This window comes from Streptomyces sp. MMS24-W38, assembly GCF_059889265.1.
The window spans coordinates 6,533,970-6,549,475 of the sequence record NZ_JCBCPP010000001.1; the positions used below are offsets into that span (position 1 = coordinate 6,533,970).

Annotated in this window: 14 protein-coding genes; all 14 read right to left on the reverse strand. The window is 70.2% G+C overall.

Features of this window, described 5'->3' with window-relative positions; all coding sequences use genetic code 11:
- Positions 1 to 24 precede the first annotated feature (24 nt).
- Positions 25 to 420, reverse strand: coding sequence for a MazG-like family protein (locus tag AC6F7H_RS28680; RefSeq protein ID WP_500760030.1), 396 nt, complete (start codon positions 418 to 420; stop codon positions 25 to 27).
- Positions 421 to 444: 24 nt separating this feature from the next.
- Positions 445 to 2,328, reverse strand: coding sequence for an ATP-binding cassette domain-containing protein (locus AC6F7H_RS28685; RefSeq protein WP_500762106.1), 1,884 nt, complete (start codon positions 2,326 to 2,328; stop codon positions 445 to 447).
- A 311-nt stretch (positions 2,329 to 2,639) separates the two neighbouring features.
- A complete protein-coding gene (locus AC6F7H_RS28690) occupies positions 2,640 to 3,662 on the reverse strand; it encodes a thiopeptide-type bacteriocin biosynthesis protein (RefSeq protein ID WP_500760033.1) in 1,023 nt (340 codons plus the stop codon).
- Complete coding sequence (locus tag AC6F7H_RS28695; RefSeq protein WP_500760036.1) at positions 3,644 to 4,870, reverse strand: lanthionine synthetase C family protein; 1,227 nt, start codon at positions 4,868 to 4,870, stop codon at positions 3,644 to 3,646. Before AC6F7H_RS28695 ends, AC6F7H_RS28690 begins: the two co-directional genes overlap by 19 nt.
- The gene (locus tag AC6F7H_RS28700) at positions 4,867 to 7,911 is read right to left on the reverse strand and encodes a lantibiotic dehydratase (RefSeq protein WP_500760039.1); all 3,045 of its coding nucleotides are present in this window, start codon (positions 7,909 to 7,911) and stop codon (positions 4,867 to 4,869) included. The genes AC6F7H_RS28695 and AC6F7H_RS28700 overlap by 4 nt, the downstream gene beginning before the upstream one ends.
- 95 nt (positions 7,912 to 8,006) lie before the next feature.
- The gene (gene fxlA / locus AC6F7H_RS28705) at positions 8,007 to 8,201 is read right to left on the reverse strand and encodes an FxLD family lanthipeptide (protein ID WP_279332738.1); all 195 of its coding nucleotides are present in this window, start codon (positions 8,199 to 8,201) and stop codon (positions 8,007 to 8,009) included.
- Positions 8,202 to 8,257: 56 nt separating this feature from the next.
- On the reverse strand, positions 8,258 to 9,484 hold the full coding sequence (fxlM, locus tag AC6F7H_RS28710; protein WP_500760042.1) for a methyltransferase, FxLD system: 1,227 nt from the start codon (positions 9,482 to 9,484) through the stop codon (positions 8,258 to 8,260).
- A gap of 296 nt (positions 9,485 to 9,780) precedes the next feature.
- Positions 9,781 to 10,239, reverse strand: coding sequence for a DUF6082 family protein (locus AC6F7H_RS28715; RefSeq protein WP_500760045.1), 459 nt, complete (start codon positions 10,237 to 10,239; stop codon positions 9,781 to 9,783).
- Positions 10,240 to 10,352: 113 nt separating this feature from the next.
- A complete protein-coding gene (locus AC6F7H_RS28720) occupies positions 10,353 to 11,024 on the reverse strand; it encodes a hypothetical protein (RefSeq protein ID WP_500760048.1) in 672 nt (223 codons plus the stop codon).
- On the reverse strand, positions 11,021 to 11,500 hold the full coding sequence (locus AC6F7H_RS28725; RefSeq protein ID WP_500760051.1) for a LuxR C-terminal-related transcriptional regulator: 480 nt from the start codon (positions 11,498 to 11,500) through the stop codon (positions 11,021 to 11,023). The genes AC6F7H_RS28720 and AC6F7H_RS28725 overlap by 4 nt, the downstream gene beginning before the upstream one ends.
- Positions 11,501 to 11,530: 30 nt before the next feature.
- The gene (locus tag AC6F7H_RS28730; protein WP_500760054.1) at positions 11,531 to 12,685 is read right to left on the reverse strand and encodes a GntR family transcriptional regulator; all 1,155 of its coding nucleotides are present in this window, start codon (positions 12,683 to 12,685) and stop codon (positions 11,531 to 11,533) included.
- Between the two features lie 214 nt (positions 12,686 to 12,899).
- On the reverse strand, positions 12,900 to 14,153 hold the full coding sequence (locus AC6F7H_RS28735) for an acyl-CoA dehydrogenase family protein (protein ID WP_500760056.1): 1,254 nt from the start codon (positions 14,151 to 14,153) through the stop codon (positions 12,900 to 12,902).
- A gap of 86 nt (positions 14,154 to 14,239) precedes the next feature.
- Positions 14,240 to 14,890: a GAF domain-containing protein gene (locus AC6F7H_RS28740; protein WP_500760059.1), complete on the reverse strand. Its 651-nt coding sequence runs from the start codon at positions 14,888 to 14,890 to the stop codon at positions 14,240 to 14,242.
- Positions 14,887 to 15,477: a GTP-binding protein gene (locus AC6F7H_RS28745; protein WP_500760061.1), complete on the reverse strand. Its 591-nt coding sequence runs from the start codon at positions 15,475 to 15,477 to the stop codon at positions 14,887 to 14,889. The genes AC6F7H_RS28740 and AC6F7H_RS28745 overlap by 4 nt, the downstream gene beginning before the upstream one ends.
- Between the last annotated feature and the right edge of the window lie 29 nt (positions 15,478 to 15,506).

The following is a 15,506-nucleotide window of genomic DNA, read 5'->3' on the forward strand; positions in this document are numbered from 1 at the left end:
CCACAGCGTTCCTTCCAAGCCTCGTCAGGCGGGTTCGGACGTGCTCGGCGCACCGCCCGGGTGGGGGAACTGTGCCTGTGCGGGGTGGCCGGTGGTCATTCCACGGGCCCCGCTCAGATCGCGGTCCGCGATGCGCTGCATGTGCTGGGCGAAGACCGCCTCCGCGTCGGGGTTCATACGCATCAGGGCGACCATGCCGGTGACGATGACGTCGCAGACCTCGGATTCGACGTCCTGCCAGGTGTGGGAATGGCCCTTGCGGGGGTTCTGCCCGGCTGCGCCGATGGCGGCTTCGGCGACTTCGCCGGCCTCCTCCTGGATCTTGAGGAGTTGGAAGAGGACTTGCTGTTCGCGGGGGAGCGTGGAGTGGTCGTCGAGGAGGCCGGCGAGGTCCGCGATCGTCTGCCAGATGTCAGCCATGTGGGTCTCGATTCCGTGGGTGGGTCAGCGGTCCTTGGCCAGGGCGACGAGGTCGGCGAACTGGCCGCCGGCGTTCACCAGGTCGTCGTAGGTGCCCTGTTCGACGACGCGTCCTTTGTCCATCACGAGGATGCGGTCGGCGAGCCGGGTGTTCTCCAGTTGGTGCGTGACGACGATCGTCATGCGCTGGGGTGCGAGTCGCTTGATCTGCGTGAAGATCGCGTGCTCGCCGCGGGCGTCCATCTGCGAGGTGGGCTCGTCCAGGATCATGAGCGGCGTCTGCCGGTACAGCGCGCGGCCACACACGAGCCGCTGCCACTGGCCGCCCGACAGTTCGGCGCCGCCGAACAGCTCCCGGGCCAGGAGGGTGTCGAGTCGGCGGGGCAGCTTCTCGATCTCCTCGCGCATGCCGACGGCGTCGATGGCGTCCCATACCGGCTCGTCGTCGTGGGTGCGGGGCTGGCCCAGGGTGATGTTCTCGCGGGCCCGCAACGGCCAGCAGGCGAAGTTCTGCGGAACGAGTGAGGTGCGGCTCCACACGGCGTCGGGGTCGGCGTCGGCGAGATCGATGCCGTCCCACAGGACGCGCCCCTTGTCGGCGAGCACGATCCCGGTGATGAGCCTGGTCAGGGTGGACTTGCCGGAACCGTTCGCGCCGACGACGGCCAGGATCTCACCGCGGCGCAGGGTCAGGGAGATCCCCGCGACGGCCGGATCCTCCTTGCCGGGGTAGTAGTAGACGGCCTCCTCGATACGGATCTCGTCGACCCGCTCCGGGATCGTCAGCTCACCCCGCTTCGGGGCGCGTTCGTGAGCGAGGCCGAGGAACGCCCGCATGTCGGCGAGGTAGAGCGAGGTGTGGAACAGGGCGGCGCCGTTGACGACGACCTGGGCGAGCGCGGCGAGCGCGCTCTGGACGGCGACCACCGCGGTGGCCGCGACGGGCAGGGCGATGCGGCCGGTGACGGAGAGACCGGCGAGGGTGGCCCAGGTGCACATCAGGAAGAAGCCGCCCAGGGCGCTGGTGGACAACTGGATGCGCAGCATCTGCGGCGCCGCTTCGAGGGTGCGTCGGTCGATGCGCTCGGACAGGGCCTGGTACCAGTAGATCTGGTAGCCGGTCATGCCGTTGGCGCGGATCTCGTCGCCGAAGCGGGAGTGGGTGGCCCAGCTGCGCATCATGGCCCGTACGTTGCGGTCGCCGAGGTTGAGGAAGTGCGTGCGGTAGTCGACACGGGCCGACAGCACGGCTCCGACGCCGGCGGGCAGCACGGCCAGAAGGAGCACCGGCAGCATCAGCGGATGCAGTGCGGTGATGACCCCGCCGGCGGCGGTCATGCGGACCAGGGCGGACATGAACCGCTGTGCGTCCTGCACCATCAGGCGGGTGCGGGTGACCCCGATCTCGGCCGCCTCCTGCTGGTCGGAGAAACCGTCCCTCCCGTAGGCGGACGACTCCACACGCAGCACGGCGGAGACGAGCGCGACGTCGGCTTCGGTGGTCAACAGCGGGGTGATGCGTCCGTCCGCGTACGAGGACAGGAGGCCGCAGATCCGGCCGGTGCCCGCGGCCAGGGTCACCACGATCAAGGCGGGGACCGCGCCGTGCAGACGTTCGGAAACGGTGCCGCTGCCGAGGACGTGCGTCATGGCGCGGGCGGTGGAGGCCAGGACGACAGCGGCGGCGATGCCGGTGAGTGCCTGGCATACGAGGAGGAGTACGGAGCCGGTCCGGTCGACGGCCCATGCCTTGCGCGCGGTGTGGGCCAGTACGGAGGGCAGGCGCCGGCACATCGTCCCGAAGCCGGCGTCCTCCAGCGGGTTCTGGCCGAACTTGCCCTCGAAGCTGATGGTGGCCGGCGGTGGAGGGGGAGGCGTCTTTGGGGTTTCGGTCGAGGCGGCGGTCACAGTCACCTGGTCCCTCCGTGGGGTGGGTGCCGTACCTGGATGGCTCGGCGGTGCACGGCTTAACGACGCTGATCGGGATTCGAACGCGCTCGATTCCGGACGGCGTGGACCCCTTGCGCCGCACGGTCCGTACGGCCCTGGGCCCGCTGTGTCGCCCCTGGGCGGCGGTCCGGAATGGCCGAATCGCCGACGCGTGAAACCCCTGTGACGAATGAGGTTTCGAGCGGCGGACCGCCCGAAGGCGGCGGGATGCCGGCACCGCCCGAGCGACCAATGGATCTGCTGCCTCTCTGCCGTCTGGAAGGTGGAAGTCAAGCAATCTCGGGTCCCGGCGGGGGCGGGTCGAGGACGGCGGTGCGGGCGGCGAGCGCGAGGGCGCTTTGCGCACCGAGGGACAGGCCGGCGCGGTTCCAGTGGAAGATCACGTGGTAGGCGAGCACCCTGCGGATGCCCCGGTCGAGGGAGCCACAGGCGACCGCCTCCTTCAGGGCGTTGCCAGCGCTCCGGAAGGCCGCCGCCCATTCGGCGACGGGATGGAGCGGGCCCTGCGGACCGAACAGCGGCCCGTCCGGGCTGGTCTGGCTGGTCAGAAGCCGGCGGACCTGCCGGGTCATCCCCTCCAGCCGGCCTTCGAGGACCTCTCCGGTAACGGAGCGGTGCTCCTCGTTGATCACGCGGTCCCAGACGTCGCCCTGTTCCTGCCACTCCAGCCCGGCCGCCTGCATCATGACCGTGCACAGGACGACGGACAGTTCCCGGCGGCCGATGGGAACGTTGCTATGGCTGTGCCCGGCGAGAAGGTGGTGGCTGTCGGCGGAGAACAGGGCGTGCGCGGCGAGCATCCCTGCGCAGCCGCCGAAAGCCGCGGTCTCGGGCTCGTAGATCCCCGGCCACCAGCGCCGAAGGTGTCCGACCTTGACCAGCTCGTCCAGGTGGGTGGTGAGCGCGGTGTGCGCCTGGGAGCCAGGGCCGCCGCAGAGGCGCAGCCGCCAGCAGGGGTGTTTACGGATGAACCACCACGACGAAAGCGCACCACGCTCCTCCAGGCTGTTCAGCATCGGCGCGAGGTGCGTGGCCGCGGCCGACTCGGCGGCGCCCCAGTCGACGAATTCCACGTAGAACTGTGCCCAGTCGGTGCGGAGTTCGTGGCGTGCGAGGGCTTCGTTCCCCGCCTGCTTGAACACCTCGACCGAGTCGGAGAGCGCAATCGGCTCCATACCCGCGTCCTGGGCGACCTCGGTGATCGGGTGCCCGGCCAGGACCCGGAGGACGGCTTGTCCGACCGGGTTCGGGGCCGGCGGCCAGGTGACAGGGGTCAGCTGATCAGCAGACATGCGTCCCATCCGGTGGTCGGGGGCTGGTTGGCCGCGGCGGCGGTGAGGGCGAGGGCGCAGCCGGCGTCGCCCTCAAGGAAGCCGGGTCCCTTGGCGGAGGCTCGTCGGGCATGGACGGTCAGGCTCTCGCGCAGTGCCGGCAGGAGGGCGTCGAGCTGCGGGGTGCTGGCGTCGTGTGCTGCGCGGAAGACAGTTTGGTAGACCCCCGCCCAGCCGTGGCACAGGCTCGTGTCGATGATCTTGCCGAGCTGCACGGGATCGGTGAGGCACTGGTACAGGGCGTCCTCGTAGGTGCGCTGGAGGTCTTGGTCGCCCAGTGCGATCCCGGCGAGCTGCCCGGCCCGCGTGATGCCGGGCGTGCCGTAACACCAGCTCGGCCGTCCGGGATGACGTTGGTGGGGCCAGCCGGCTTTGAGGTCGGCGCGCGTGAGGTGTTCGGGCCACCACGGACCGGTGTCGCTGTCCTGCTTCCAGGTGTCGAGGTGGTCGCAGATCGTGCGGATCGCATCGGCTTGTCCGTCGACACGAATGCCGCGGCGCTCGGCCTGGGCCAAGAGGAGCAGGGGGCCGGTGATGCCGTGGGCGGCGCCGAAGTTGCCGTGCCCGCCCGCCAGGGTGTCGCGGCGCTGGGGATCGTGGTCGACCCACCACCCGGGCGTGGGGCCGCAGTCGCTGGTCAGCGGCTGGGCCAGTGTCACGAGGTAGCGCAGGACGCGTTCCATGGCGCTGCTGTCCGGGGCGCTGCGCATCAGGTAGGCGCCGATGCCGGTGAGTCCGTAGAAGGTGTCGTATTCGGCAAAGGTGGCTGATGCGCCGCGGTGGAGGCGTGCGAGCGCGGCGTCCACGCGGCGGTGCGCGAGGGCGGCCACGTGGGCGTGCAGGGTGTCGTGGGCGCCCCGGTAGAGATGATCCCTGGAGTCGGGGACGGTCGTCAGGACGAAGGCGAGCGCGGGGGCGCCGAGGTACAGCCCGGTGGTGTCGGCGGCGGTGATGTCCCCGGTCGCGGCTTGTCCGATCCAGTGGTGTGCGGTGCTCCACGGCGCATGACCGTGCGCCGCGCGTTCGATGTGGAGCAGGGCGATGCCTGCGGCGCCCTCGGCGAGGGACTGCCCGATCCACGGCTGGTCTTCTACCGGTCCGCTCGGGCGTGCGAGGTGTGCGGCGTACTCATGGGCCAGGGTCTGCGCCTGGTCGTGGGCTGTGATCATCGCGGAGCCTTGACGGGGCGGTGGCGTAAGGCGATCGCCCGGGCGAGGTGCAGCGTGGCGGCCTCGGTAGCGGGGCCGACGCCCATGGCGCGCACATGGTGGTGATGGAGCAGGGACCGGAGGACCGTGGTCGGCTCGCGCTCCGCCGTGATGAGGGCCTTCCGATACGCGGCCAGGGCGGTGGAGCGTACGGCCCACCCCTCGCCGAGTTCGGCGGCGCCGTGTTCGGCGAGCCGCTGACGGGTGGTATAGAGCTGGAGGCCCTGGACGCGCACAGTGCGGTCGGGGCGACCGTGGGCCGGGGTGTTCTGGATCAGCCAGTCCCATGCGGCGTCCTCGGACGCGAGCAGGTGTGTGGCGAGGTCGACCAGGCTCGCGGCCGTGAGCGCCTGGGAGAGGACGGCGCCACGGATGGTGAGGCGGATCTGGGCGAGGGCGGCGCTGGAGTCGGCCGCGAAGGCGCGGTGCGCAGCGTCCATGGCCGGCCCTGTTCCGTAGCGGCCGGTCTGGGGCTGGTACGGCTCCAGGGTGAGCGTGGACAGCAGGCGTTGGTGATGCAGGTCCGTCGCCCAGCGGTTCACCGTGGCCGTGGCCGCGGCGGCCACGGGAAGGTGCAAGGTGACCGTGAGGTGCTGGCCGGCTTCGGGGCGGGCGAGTTCTCGGTGCCGACTGAACCACCACATCGGCTGGCCGAGCACGTCGAGCAGGCGCGGAACGTGCCGGTCCAGGATCTCGTCGAACCGGTCCGGATGGGCATGCAGATGCATCCTCAGTACCTCGTCACAGCCAGGGAGTTGTACGGCTGGGACGGGCTGCGCGCGGAAGGCGGGCAGCGGCGTGCTCGAGACGGCGGGGGCGGCGCGACGGAGGGGCAGCAGGATCTCGTGGGTCCGGCCGATCCACCCGTACCGGGCCGGGTCCACGACCTCGCGAAGCTCCAGCTCCGGGGCTTCGTGGAACTGCGAACGCACGAGGCGACGGTGCGCGGGATGGTCGAGGTCGACCGGGAGTCGCTGGTCGTACTCGACCACGCAGACACGGCTGGGGACGTTCAGCCGTGCGCGCCACACGGCGAATGCCGCCTCCCACTTTTCGACTGGTGCCTCGCGGCCGGGTAGGTCCTTGCTGCTGAGCAGCCAACGGGCCGGGGCCAGGGTGGTGCGGCGATATCGCACGCGGGGCAGGTACGGCAGGCGGGCAGCCGCGCCGAAGTCGAACCGCTTGTACACCGCTCGCCGGCTGCCGGAGACCTCGGACAGGAACCGGGCCAGCGGCGGCGTCTGGATACCGGCCTCCAGCGCGTGCAGGACCCGCACGTCGATCGGGCGCCCGCTGGAGACCTGCACGAGGTGGAAGCGGCGGGCGTCCGCCGTGACACCGACGTCGTCCAGCGGGATCGGTTCACCGTGCTCGCCGGGGTGCTCGCCGAGCGGGATCACGTACGGCAGCAGGCGATCGGTGCGGGCCACGTTCTCGTTGCGGCGGCGCCTGGGGCTGAACGAGAGCTGGGCGGTGATGACGTCCGGCCGGGTCACGTAGGAGTCCGTGAGCAGGTGCTGTTCGGCGGTGGGCAACAGGTGCGCGAAGCGGCCGAGCATGCTGCTGCCGGGGCGGGGCACGCCAGTGATCTCGATGTCGAACGTGCCGTCGGCCAGGTGGTGCGTGGAGGGCGCGTGGACTTCGAAGGCGATCTCGCTGCGCTCGCCGTAGAGACGTTCCTCGGTGCCGGCCGCCTCGGCGAGTTCGCTGATCGCCGCGTCGTCGAGGACGAGTTCGTCGCGACCTTCCATATGTGCTTGTTGCAGGAGTGTGAGGACGACCGTGTCGCGGTCGCTGATCGTCTTCGGGGCTTTGCCGCGCTCGGAGCCGACGTATTCGGCGGGCCGGCCCAGGCCGCTGTCGGCGACCAGGTCGAGGACGGGGACGACAGCGCCGACCCCGTACCGGGCACGGAAGCGGCGGTGGTAGTCACGCCACAGCTTGTAGCCGTACGGCAGCGGGCTCACGCGGTGCAGGACGGCGACCGCGCCCTCTACCTCCTGGATGACCTCTCCGGGCAGCTGCACCTCGCAGTTCAGGGCGGTGTCGACGACCACGGGCAGGGGCGCGATGGACGAGTGCCGGTGCATCCGCGCCGTCAGTTCACGCAGGTCCGTCTCGGCGGACGGGCTGGTGTGCGCGGTGAGGTCGTCGCGCAGCCCGTACAGGGTGCGCGCGAGCCCGCCGACGTCGGGGAGGGAGTGCGCGTCGACTCGCTTCAGCTCGGTACACAGGTGGTCGAGGGCATCGACCGTGGTCATCGGGGGACGGAGGCTGGTGATGAGGACGTTCTGCTCGATCAGGCTCTGAAGGACCGCGTCGATCTTGCCTCCCGCACCGGCCGGGAACGCAGCCGTCAGGATGTCGCGGAGCGCGGCATAGGTGATCGGCGTGCGGGCGTGCTCCATGGTCGCCTTCACCGGCCGGGTCGCGCGCAGGGAGATTTCGACAGGGGCCATCAGCCGGGCGTGGCCGTCGGCCGGCGGGCCAGGAGCGGCAAGCCGGTCACCGCGGAACTCGGCGGTGTTGTTGGCGATGACCGTCAGGCGCTCCAGGAGGGCGGGTTGCTGCTCCAGGTCGCGGACGACGTCGCTGAGCCACTCGCCGTCGGTGCGCAGCGTGACCGCGTGGCGCGGGCCCCAGCGCACGCGGGGCGTGGTGCCGATGGTGAGCGGTGCGGTACCGGCGAACAGCCCGAAGGGGGTGGGCCGGTGCTGCCACCGCAGCAGGTAGGAGATGACCGACAGCGCAGCGCGGCGGAGCTGGCGGGGCTGGTCGTGGCGGCCGTGCACGACGCCGTCGATGGTCTGGCAGAGCACGGGGCTGGCGGCGAAGAGGGCGTTGCGCACCTCGGCGCGCTGCCACAGCCCGGCGAGCCAGTCACGGACGACGTCCGCGCTGTCCAGATCAAGGACCGCAGGCAGAACTGCGGCGCTCGGGCCGGTGGTGGCCCGTAGGACGGCGGCGCCCGTCCACTGGTATCTGGGAACGTCCAAGGCCATGGTCCCTTCCGGCAGCTCGTGTGGGTGGGGGTAGGGGTGGGGCGGGGGCACCGGGCAGATCTACTCGGCGCCCCCGCTCGCGACCCGGCCTGGGATCAGGCCGGGTCCTCGATGAAGGAGCTGCACGCGGACGAGCTGCCCGAGCAGGTGCTCCCGCAGCCGTCACCCGTGGAGCACATCAGCTTGCCGATCGGGTGGGCGGCGACGATGGCCTTGACCTCCAGCGGGGCGAAGTCGTCGTCCTCGACGAGCTGCGTCGGCCGGTCCATCAGGGCGGCGGTGGGACTCATGTCGATCACTCTCCTTGTTCGATGAAGTGGTGCATGACGACCTGGCGGCGCGGCTGCTAGGCCGCGGGCCAGGAGAGCGAGATCCGGGTGTGGACCTTGTCGATGACCCGGTCGCCCTCGATCTGCTCGTCGGGGGTGTCGGCCGGGTAGACCCGGATGACCGGGACGGGCCCGCCGCGGCGGTGGGCCTCCCAGTCGCGCAGGCTCTTGGCGATCTTCTCGGCGAGCTGCTGCGCGTGATTGCCCAGGGCGTGGACGCCGTACTCGACGTCCTTGTCTCCGAAGGGGCGGTGTACGAGGTAGGCGAAGGAGTCGTCTTCGGCGGCGGCGAGCGAGAAGCCCTTGCGGTTCGGCGTCACGATGCCGGTGTCCAGATCCTCGTCGACGGCCATGATGCAGAACCCCGGAATGGTGATCGCCAGGTGCATCTGGAGCGTGGCCAGTGGCTCCTGTCGGCCGATGGTCACACCGGTCCACCTCTCGACCCTGGGTGTGGTGACGGCGTTGTCGAGCCGGCTCGGGTCGATGGGCAGGCCGTCGTCGAAGCGCAGGCCGATCTCCGGTGTGCCGTTCACCAGGAGGAGCTGCTCCTCGTGCCCGGTGGAGCCCTGCATGGGAACGAAGCCGCAGATCTTCGCGGAGTGCGACTCAAGGTGATCGCCGGCGCGGGTGAGGGCCACGGAGCGGGTCAGACCGCGCGTGCGCAACGGCACGACCAACCGGCCGGTGACGCTGAGCTGGTCGATCCAGGCGGGCGGGATGTCCCAGGCGCCCACGGTGACCAGGATGACGTCCACGATGCCCAGGTCAGGGATCGGTTCGGCTGCGTCCGCCGTGACCACGCGCACCTGGTCGTAGCCGTTCTCGGCGAGGAGCCGGGCGGCACGCTCGGTGACCTCCTTGTCGATGTCGACCGTGGTCACCCGGCCGTCGCGGCCGACGATCTCGGCCAGGTAGGCGGCGTTGAGGCCGCCCGAGCCGATCTCCAGGACCCGCATGCCGGGCCGGAGCCGGCACTGCTCCAGTTGAATGGCCTGGATCTGCGGGGCGGAGACGCTGCTGATCTGCACGCCGTGCTCATCGGTCTTCGTGATCACCGCCGAGTACGGGTCGTACACCTCCTTCAACGGCGTCTGTGGTGGGGTGAACCGGTCGCGGGGCACCTTCTTCATCGCCGCCTCAACCTCTGCGGAGGTGATCCAGCCCTCGTTCCGCAACTGGTCGATGATCTCGTGGCGCAGGCGGGTGGCCTCGCTGGAGTCGGCGGTCGTCACACCGGTCATGTGGTTCCTTACGTGGTGTCTGAACGGTCCAGGCGCGTCATCTGTCGGTCGTCGCCGACGCTGGCCAGGTCGGTATCCGGGGTAGTGCTCTACGTGCCGCCCAGCCGACTTGCCGTCGGACTACGGCGGAAAGCGGTCTGGGATATGACCACCGTTGTTCCCTTCTCTCGTGGGTCGCGCTTCGTGCGGGGAGGAGCCCGAGGAGGGAACGGGTCCCTCCCACACGTGCCGTCCGGCGCCGAGCCGTCTTGCAGGCTCGGCTGCCGGGTGGAGCAACCGCCCGCTGGCTGGGACCGTTACGCACTGGTCAGCAGTCGGCCGACCGCTTCATCGTCGTCGGCCATGGCGGCGTACTCGTCGTCGAAGATCCTGTTGAACGAGCGGTCGACGCGGTCCCCGGCCTCCTCGTCGCGGAACGTCGCGAAACGCTGCCAGTAGGCGCGGAAGGGCTCGCGCTTCATCAGCACGCGGACCTGCACCCGCAGCCCGGCCTTGTCGAGCAGGCCCAGGCGGTACTTGACCGAGAGGAAGCTGACCTGCCGGTTGCAGCACAGCAGGTGCTTGGACTCCTCGTCGGACAGCCCCTCGATCGTCCAGATCGCCCGGTGCTCAGGGTCAGCCGCGATGTCGGAGAGCAGGCGCTGATGGATGTGCGCCGTGTCCAGCGCGAGCCGCTGACGGTGTCGTCGCTCGGCGAACCAGATGGCCACGGCTCCAACAGCGGAGGAGACAAGCACGGCGTGGGATGTCTTCATCACTAGACCTGCTTTCTTGATCGTGGATACTGCCATTGCCGGTGCATCAGGCGGGCAGCACTGAACAGCTACTGGTTCGGTCGCCGCGCCATGCCGGGTCGGTCCTGTGCTGGTCATGAGCGGCTCCGGCGGCTGCTGGACCGGACGGGCTCGCGCGGGAGGGGGACGACACAGCCGATGAGCGCCGCGAGTCCGGGGCGGGGATCGGCGGGCAGTTCGAGACGGGCGACCCGCTCGCCACCCGCTCCTTTCCCTGCTCCGCGGACCGACCAGCCCATGCCCTTCAGCTGATCAAGGAAGCGTGCAATCGGATCGACGCTCAGGTCGTGCCGGGCCACGGCCTCCGCACGGACGCACGGCAGGCCGAGGCGTGCGGCGTAGTCGGAGGCCCATAGGGTGATCAGCCGTACGGCATTGTCCGGGCGCGCGGGCAATGTGTGGACGTGCCCGAGGAAGAGGGCGGGCCCGGTCCCGTCGGTGCCCCAGTGCGCTAGGTGAGGCTGCCGGTCGAGGGTCAGGCAGGCGAGCAGGACCTCGTCCTCGAACAGGCCGGCCGCTTCATACCGCGTGTTTCGGTAGAGGGCTGGGATGTCGACTTGGGAGGGCACGGGAAGACCGCGCACAGCGAGCCAGCGCAGGCGGTTCTCGGCGAGTGTGCTGGCCTTCGCCCGCTCGTCGTCCGTGCGCAGGGGGCGCATCTCGTATGCGGGCAGGCAACGGGTGGGACGCTGGGACGAATCCAACGTGCTCTGGTCGGTGACGTGCTGGGGCTTGAGGGTGCTCATCGCCTTGCTCCCGCCGGTGCAGGGGTGCCCTGGTCGGCTCCCAGCAGGCCCCAGGCGTGGGCCAGGACGACGAGCTGGGTGGCGTCGGCCGCCCCGGTCATGGCGAGCAGCTCGGCGAGTGTGGAACGGACGTCGGCGGGTGCGATCCGGGCAGCCACGGCGATGTCGTAGGTCTTGCTCTGCTCGGCGACTGCCTTCAGCAGCATCTGCTGCTCGGCGCTGAGATCCGGCACCGGCTTGTCCGCGGGGGGCGGTTCGACCTCCTTGGAGGTGAACAGGAAGTGCGCCAGAACCGACAGTGCGCAGCGGGGCGGGCAGTGGAGGCTCTCCCGAATGCCGCGGATGTGCTGGCGAACCGTAACGGCCGATAGTCCGGCCTCGGCGGCGATGTCGCGGGGCGTCAGTCCGCCTACGAGGTGCTGGGCGACGCGCCGCTGGGCCGGGGTGAGCGGTGTGATCGGGGCGGTAGTGGTCATCTCGGTCTTCCAGGCTGATAGCGGAGAGGTTCAGGCGGATCGGCTGTGCGCCAGCGCGACGGAAGGGTCGCGCAGTTGCGACTCGGTCCCGTCCCTGCTGGTGACACTGCGTTGGTAGATCTCACGGACGAGGACGCCCAGGCAGGCTGCACGCCAGATCTGCTCCCACCTGTCCGAGGGGCGTTTCGCGAGTGCAGTGATCGCGGTTTGCCGGAGCGTGGCCCGAGCGTCGTGGTCCCGCAGACGCTCGTGCTGGTGCCGCACGGCTTGCGACGTGAGGCGCGCCGCGGCAGTGACCAACACGCCGAAGAGTTCGTCGGCCTTACCAGGGGAAGGCATGGTGCGGCTCGACCACCAAGAGCGTGCCTGGCTGCACACCGCCTGGAGGTCGGTGCCGGTCAGCCGCACGCCGGGCAGAGCGCGACGATTCAGTTCGCGGACGAGGTCGTCGAGGTCAGGCGGGATGGCCACGGGGAAGGGCGGGGCGGGGTGCACGGTGGTCCGTCGCCCGCGGCCAACCAGCAGGACCTGCTGGTCCGCCAGCAGGTGTAGGGCGAGGGAGACATCGGGAGTTGAGGAAACCAGGCCCCGGGCCAACGGCTGTACGCGGGGTAGGGCCCCCTGCGGAGGGTAGACGCCTGACTGGATGAGGAAGCGCAGCCAAGCGGCGATCTGCTGCGGACGGTCCTCCGGCAGGGCACTGCCGACCACCCGGACTCGCTTGGAGGGGCTGATGGTGATCAGCCCTTCGCGTTGAAGATCCTGCAGTGCCAGATCGACGCGCTCGACGGTGGGAGCGCCGATTTCCGCCACGATGCGACTTGCCCCCAGCAGGCTCCCAGACGGGTAGGTGCCGTTGTGGATGGCGTGGCGTACTCGGTCGGCGATGTCGCTTACGCCCGGTCCGGGCCGCTCGGCTTCCATCAGGGCACGCAGCAGCCGGCGTGCGGCGCTGATGAGTAGAACGAGGTCCGGCCGGGCCAGGCACGGGGCGCTGGGGCGGCGCACTGCGCTGATCATCTGGTGCCAGTGCATTTGCTGTGAGGGCGAGCGCGCCGCTTCGCTCAGCCGCTGTGCCGCCAGCGGAAGCCAGGGCTCCACAGCCTTCCAGATCGTCTCGCGATCACGCTCGATTCCCGCATCGGTGTGGCCGGTGAATCGCGTTGCCGCCCGCTGCAATGACATGAGGCAGGACTTCAGCTCGCCGTATCGCGGCGTGTGATCCGGACGCCTGGACTCGCGGGAGGAGCTACTTGCATTGGCTGACGTGTTCATGCTGCTCCGAAGCGGGATCTGGTCGGGGCTGGATGCGGAGAACCTGCCGCGGTCGCGGAAGGAGGCTGGCGGAAGGGGCCCGTGCGCGGCGGTGCGGGTTCACGGGGAGCGCCGCGCACGGGGGCTATGCGGCGGTGGGGTCGTGGTCTGTCCAGGCTGCTTCGGCGGCGAGGCGTTCGGACCACTGGATGTGGTCCTCGTCCAAGGCCGCGTCGGCCAGGCGTATTCGCTGGACCTCACCGGTTCCGGCGGGTGGGTAGGTGTGCTGGATGTCGCGCCACAGCCGTTGGAGGGGGTAGTCGGCGTCGAAGGCCCGGGCGCCGTGCAGTTCCATGGCGTCCTGTGTGGTCCGCACGGCCCATTGGTGGCCGAGGTACTTGGCGTTGATCAGTTCGGCGTCGCAGGGCAGGCCCTGGTCGAGGAGGAGGACGGACTGGTAGGCCAGGATCCGTGCGGCGCGCAGACGGGCTTCCATGTCGCCGACGCGGTCGCGCAGGACGGCCAGGTCGGACAGGGTGCTCTGATAGCGGGGACGGGTCTTGAGGTAGGCGGTCGTGGTGGTCAGCGCGGCCTCGTGCAGGCCGAGACTGACTGCGGCCAGGTTGGGACGGCCGTAGAGGATGCTGCTGCTCTGGGCCACGCTCAGGCCCTGGCCGATCTCCCCTATGACGTTGTCTTCGGGGACGCGGACGTGGTCGAGGTCGAGGCGGCCGGCGGAAAAGCCGTGCAGTCCGAGGCCGGGCCGGTGGTCCGCGACGGAGATGCCCTCGCGGTCGGACTCCACCAGGAACGCGGTCAGCGCCTGGGAGGTGGATACACCTGGTGGTGCGGTTCGGGCGATGACCACATGGGCGCCCGCAAGATGGCTGTTGCCGATGTGGATCTTGCTGCCGGTGATCACCCACTGGTTGCCGGCGCGTTCGGCGGTGGTCTCGATGCCGCCGATGTGCCCGCCGGCCCGCGGTTCGGTGACGGCGATCGACAGCAGCAGCGAGCCGTCCGCGACCTGCGGCAGCCAGCGGAGCTTCTGTTCATGGGTGGCGAAGTGCAACAACCCGCCGACGGGGATCAGCGTGGCCTGCAGGATGGCCGCGACGGCCGCCGAGACGCAGGCGATGCGGTGGACCAGGACGGTCTTCGCGACGTGACCGGCGCCCAGACCGCCGAAGACGGGGGGAACCGTGATGGCGAACCAGCCACGCTCGGCCATGAGTTCGGCGACCTTGCGCTCCACCTTGCGGGGAGCGGCTTCCATGCGCACGGCGCGCGGTGCGACGTGCTCGGCGGCGAACGCGTCGGCTTCCTGCCACAGCAGCTCGTGGCGGGCGGTGAGGTAAGGGCGCAGCGCCGGGGGCGGCGTGGTGGGCGCGGTGGTCATGGTCGTCTCCCTCTCCCTGGGCGATGGATCGCGCGGTGGGGCGGCCGGGGATGCTCGGGTGGTTCGCGGGTGGGGTGGTGCAGGGGTCAACGCGCGGGGGAGTGGGTGATGTGGTGCATCACCTGGTTGCCGGTGTCGATCACGATGTCCCGGAGTCGGCGGGCTTCGCTCAGTGGTCGTTTGTCCGGGTCGATGACGCAGACGGTGCCCAGGACGGTGCCGCTGGGGTGGATGAGGGGGGCGCCGAAGTAGGCGCGGATGCCGACCGCGTCGACGACGTGGTTGCCGCTGAAGCGAGGGCTGGCGTGGACGTCGGGCAGGGGCAGGGCCTTCTGGCGGGTGACGACCTCGGGGCACCAGCCGTGTTCGCGGTTCATGGTGCGGGCGACGATGACGTGCCCGCTGTCGGCGGGCGGCTGATGCAGTCCGATGAACGTCTGTTCGTCCAGGAAGAGGTTGACGAAGCCGTACAGGAAGCCGGTGCGGGTGGCCATCTCGCGGGCGAAGTCGTCGAAGTCGGGGTCGGCTGCGGTGGGCAGGCCGAGGTGCCGGATCAGCTCATGGCGTCGCGTCAGTTCGGCCGTCTGCTGGGCCGGCGGGCTGCTGAGAGCCGCGCCGGGTGCGGCGGACAGCCGCTGGCCGGGCTCGGTGACGTCGTGCGTGGCACGACGGGGCAGCGACCGTGCGGGCACATTCGCCTGCGGTACGGCGTGTACGGAGTGAGGCGGGTAGGTCATGACACGTCCTGAAATGCAGTAGGGAAGGCGGGTTGTTCGGAGTGGGCCGGGGCGCTTTGGAGGGCCTGGCCGACGAGGGCCAGCAGAACTCCGGCGACGTGATCCGGGTTGCGTGCGTCGCAGGTGATCACCGGTATATGGGCGGACAGTTCGAGGGCGGTGCGGACCTGCTCGGGGTGATAGCGGTGTGTGCCGTCGAACTGGTTGATGGCGACGACGAAGGGCAGACCGATGTCCTCGAAGAAGCTGACGGCGGTGAAGCTGCTGGCCAGGCGGCGGGTGTCGACCAGGACGACCGCGCCGACCGCTCCGCGGGCCAGGTCGTACCACAGGTCCACGAACCGGTCCTGGCCGGGCGTGCCGAACAGCAGCAGCTCCAGGGGCACGGGTGCCTCGGGGAGGCTGAGACGGCCGAAGTCGAAGGCGACCGTGGTGGTCCGTTTCGACTCGACACCTTCCAGGTCGTCCACTTCGGTGCTGGCCTGGGTCAGGTACTCCTCCGTGCTCAGGGGAGTGATCTCGCTGACCGCCCCCACGGCGGTGGTCTTGCCCACGCCGAACCCGCCGGCGATCACGACCTTCAGCACGACCGGCGCACCGGTGTGCGCAAGCGGCG

What these genes read in the sequence shown, in the direction of transcription:
- AC6F7H_RS28680 (WP_500760030.1), bottom strand. Translation starts at nt 420, where the DNA reads ATGGCTGACATCTGGCAGACGATCGCGGACCTCGCCGGCCTCCTCGAC.
- AC6F7H_RS28690 (WP_500760033.1), bottom strand. Translation starts at nt 3,662, where the DNA reads ATGTCTGCTGATCAGCTGACCCCTGTCACCTGGCCGCCGGCCCCGAAC.
- AC6F7H_RS28695 (WP_500760036.1), bottom strand. Translation starts at nt 4,870, where the DNA reads ATGATCACAGCCCACGACCAGGCGCAGACCCTGGCCCATGAGTACGCC.
- AC6F7H_RS28700 (WP_500760039.1), bottom strand. Translation starts at nt 7,911, where the DNA reads ATGGCCTTGGACGTTCCCAGATACCAGTGGACGGGCGCCGCCGTCCTA.
- fxlA (WP_279332738.1), bottom strand. Translation starts at nt 8,201, where the DNA reads ATGAGTCCCACCGCCGCCCTGATGGACCGGCCGACGCAGCTCGTCGAG.
- fxlM (WP_500760042.1), bottom strand. Translation starts at nt 9,484, where the DNA reads ATGACCGGTGTGACGACCGCCGACTCCAGCGAGGCCACCCGCCTGCGC.
- AC6F7H_RS28715 (WP_500760045.1), bottom strand. Translation starts at nt 10,239, where the DNA reads ATGAAGACATCCCACGCCGTGCTTGTCTCCTCCGCTGTTGGAGCCGTG.
- AC6F7H_RS28720 (WP_500760048.1), bottom strand. Translation starts at nt 11,024, where the DNA reads ATGAGCACCCTCAAGCCCCAGCACGTCACCGACCAGAGCACGTTGGAT.
- AC6F7H_RS28725 (WP_500760051.1), bottom strand. Translation starts at nt 11,500, where the DNA reads ATGACCACTACCGCCCCGATCACACCGCTCACCCCGGCCCAGCGGCGC.
- AC6F7H_RS28730 (WP_500760054.1), bottom strand. Translation starts at nt 12,685, where the DNA reads ATGTCATTGCAGCGGGCGGCAACGCGATTCACCGGCCACACCGATGCG.
- AC6F7H_RS28735 (WP_500760056.1), bottom strand. Translation starts at nt 14,153, where the DNA reads ATGACCACCGCGCCCACCACGCCGCCCCCGGCGCTGCGCCCTTACCTC.
- AC6F7H_RS28740 (WP_500760059.1), bottom strand. Translation starts at nt 14,890, where the DNA reads ATGACCTACCCGCCTCACTCCGTACACGCCGTACCGCAGGCGAATGTG.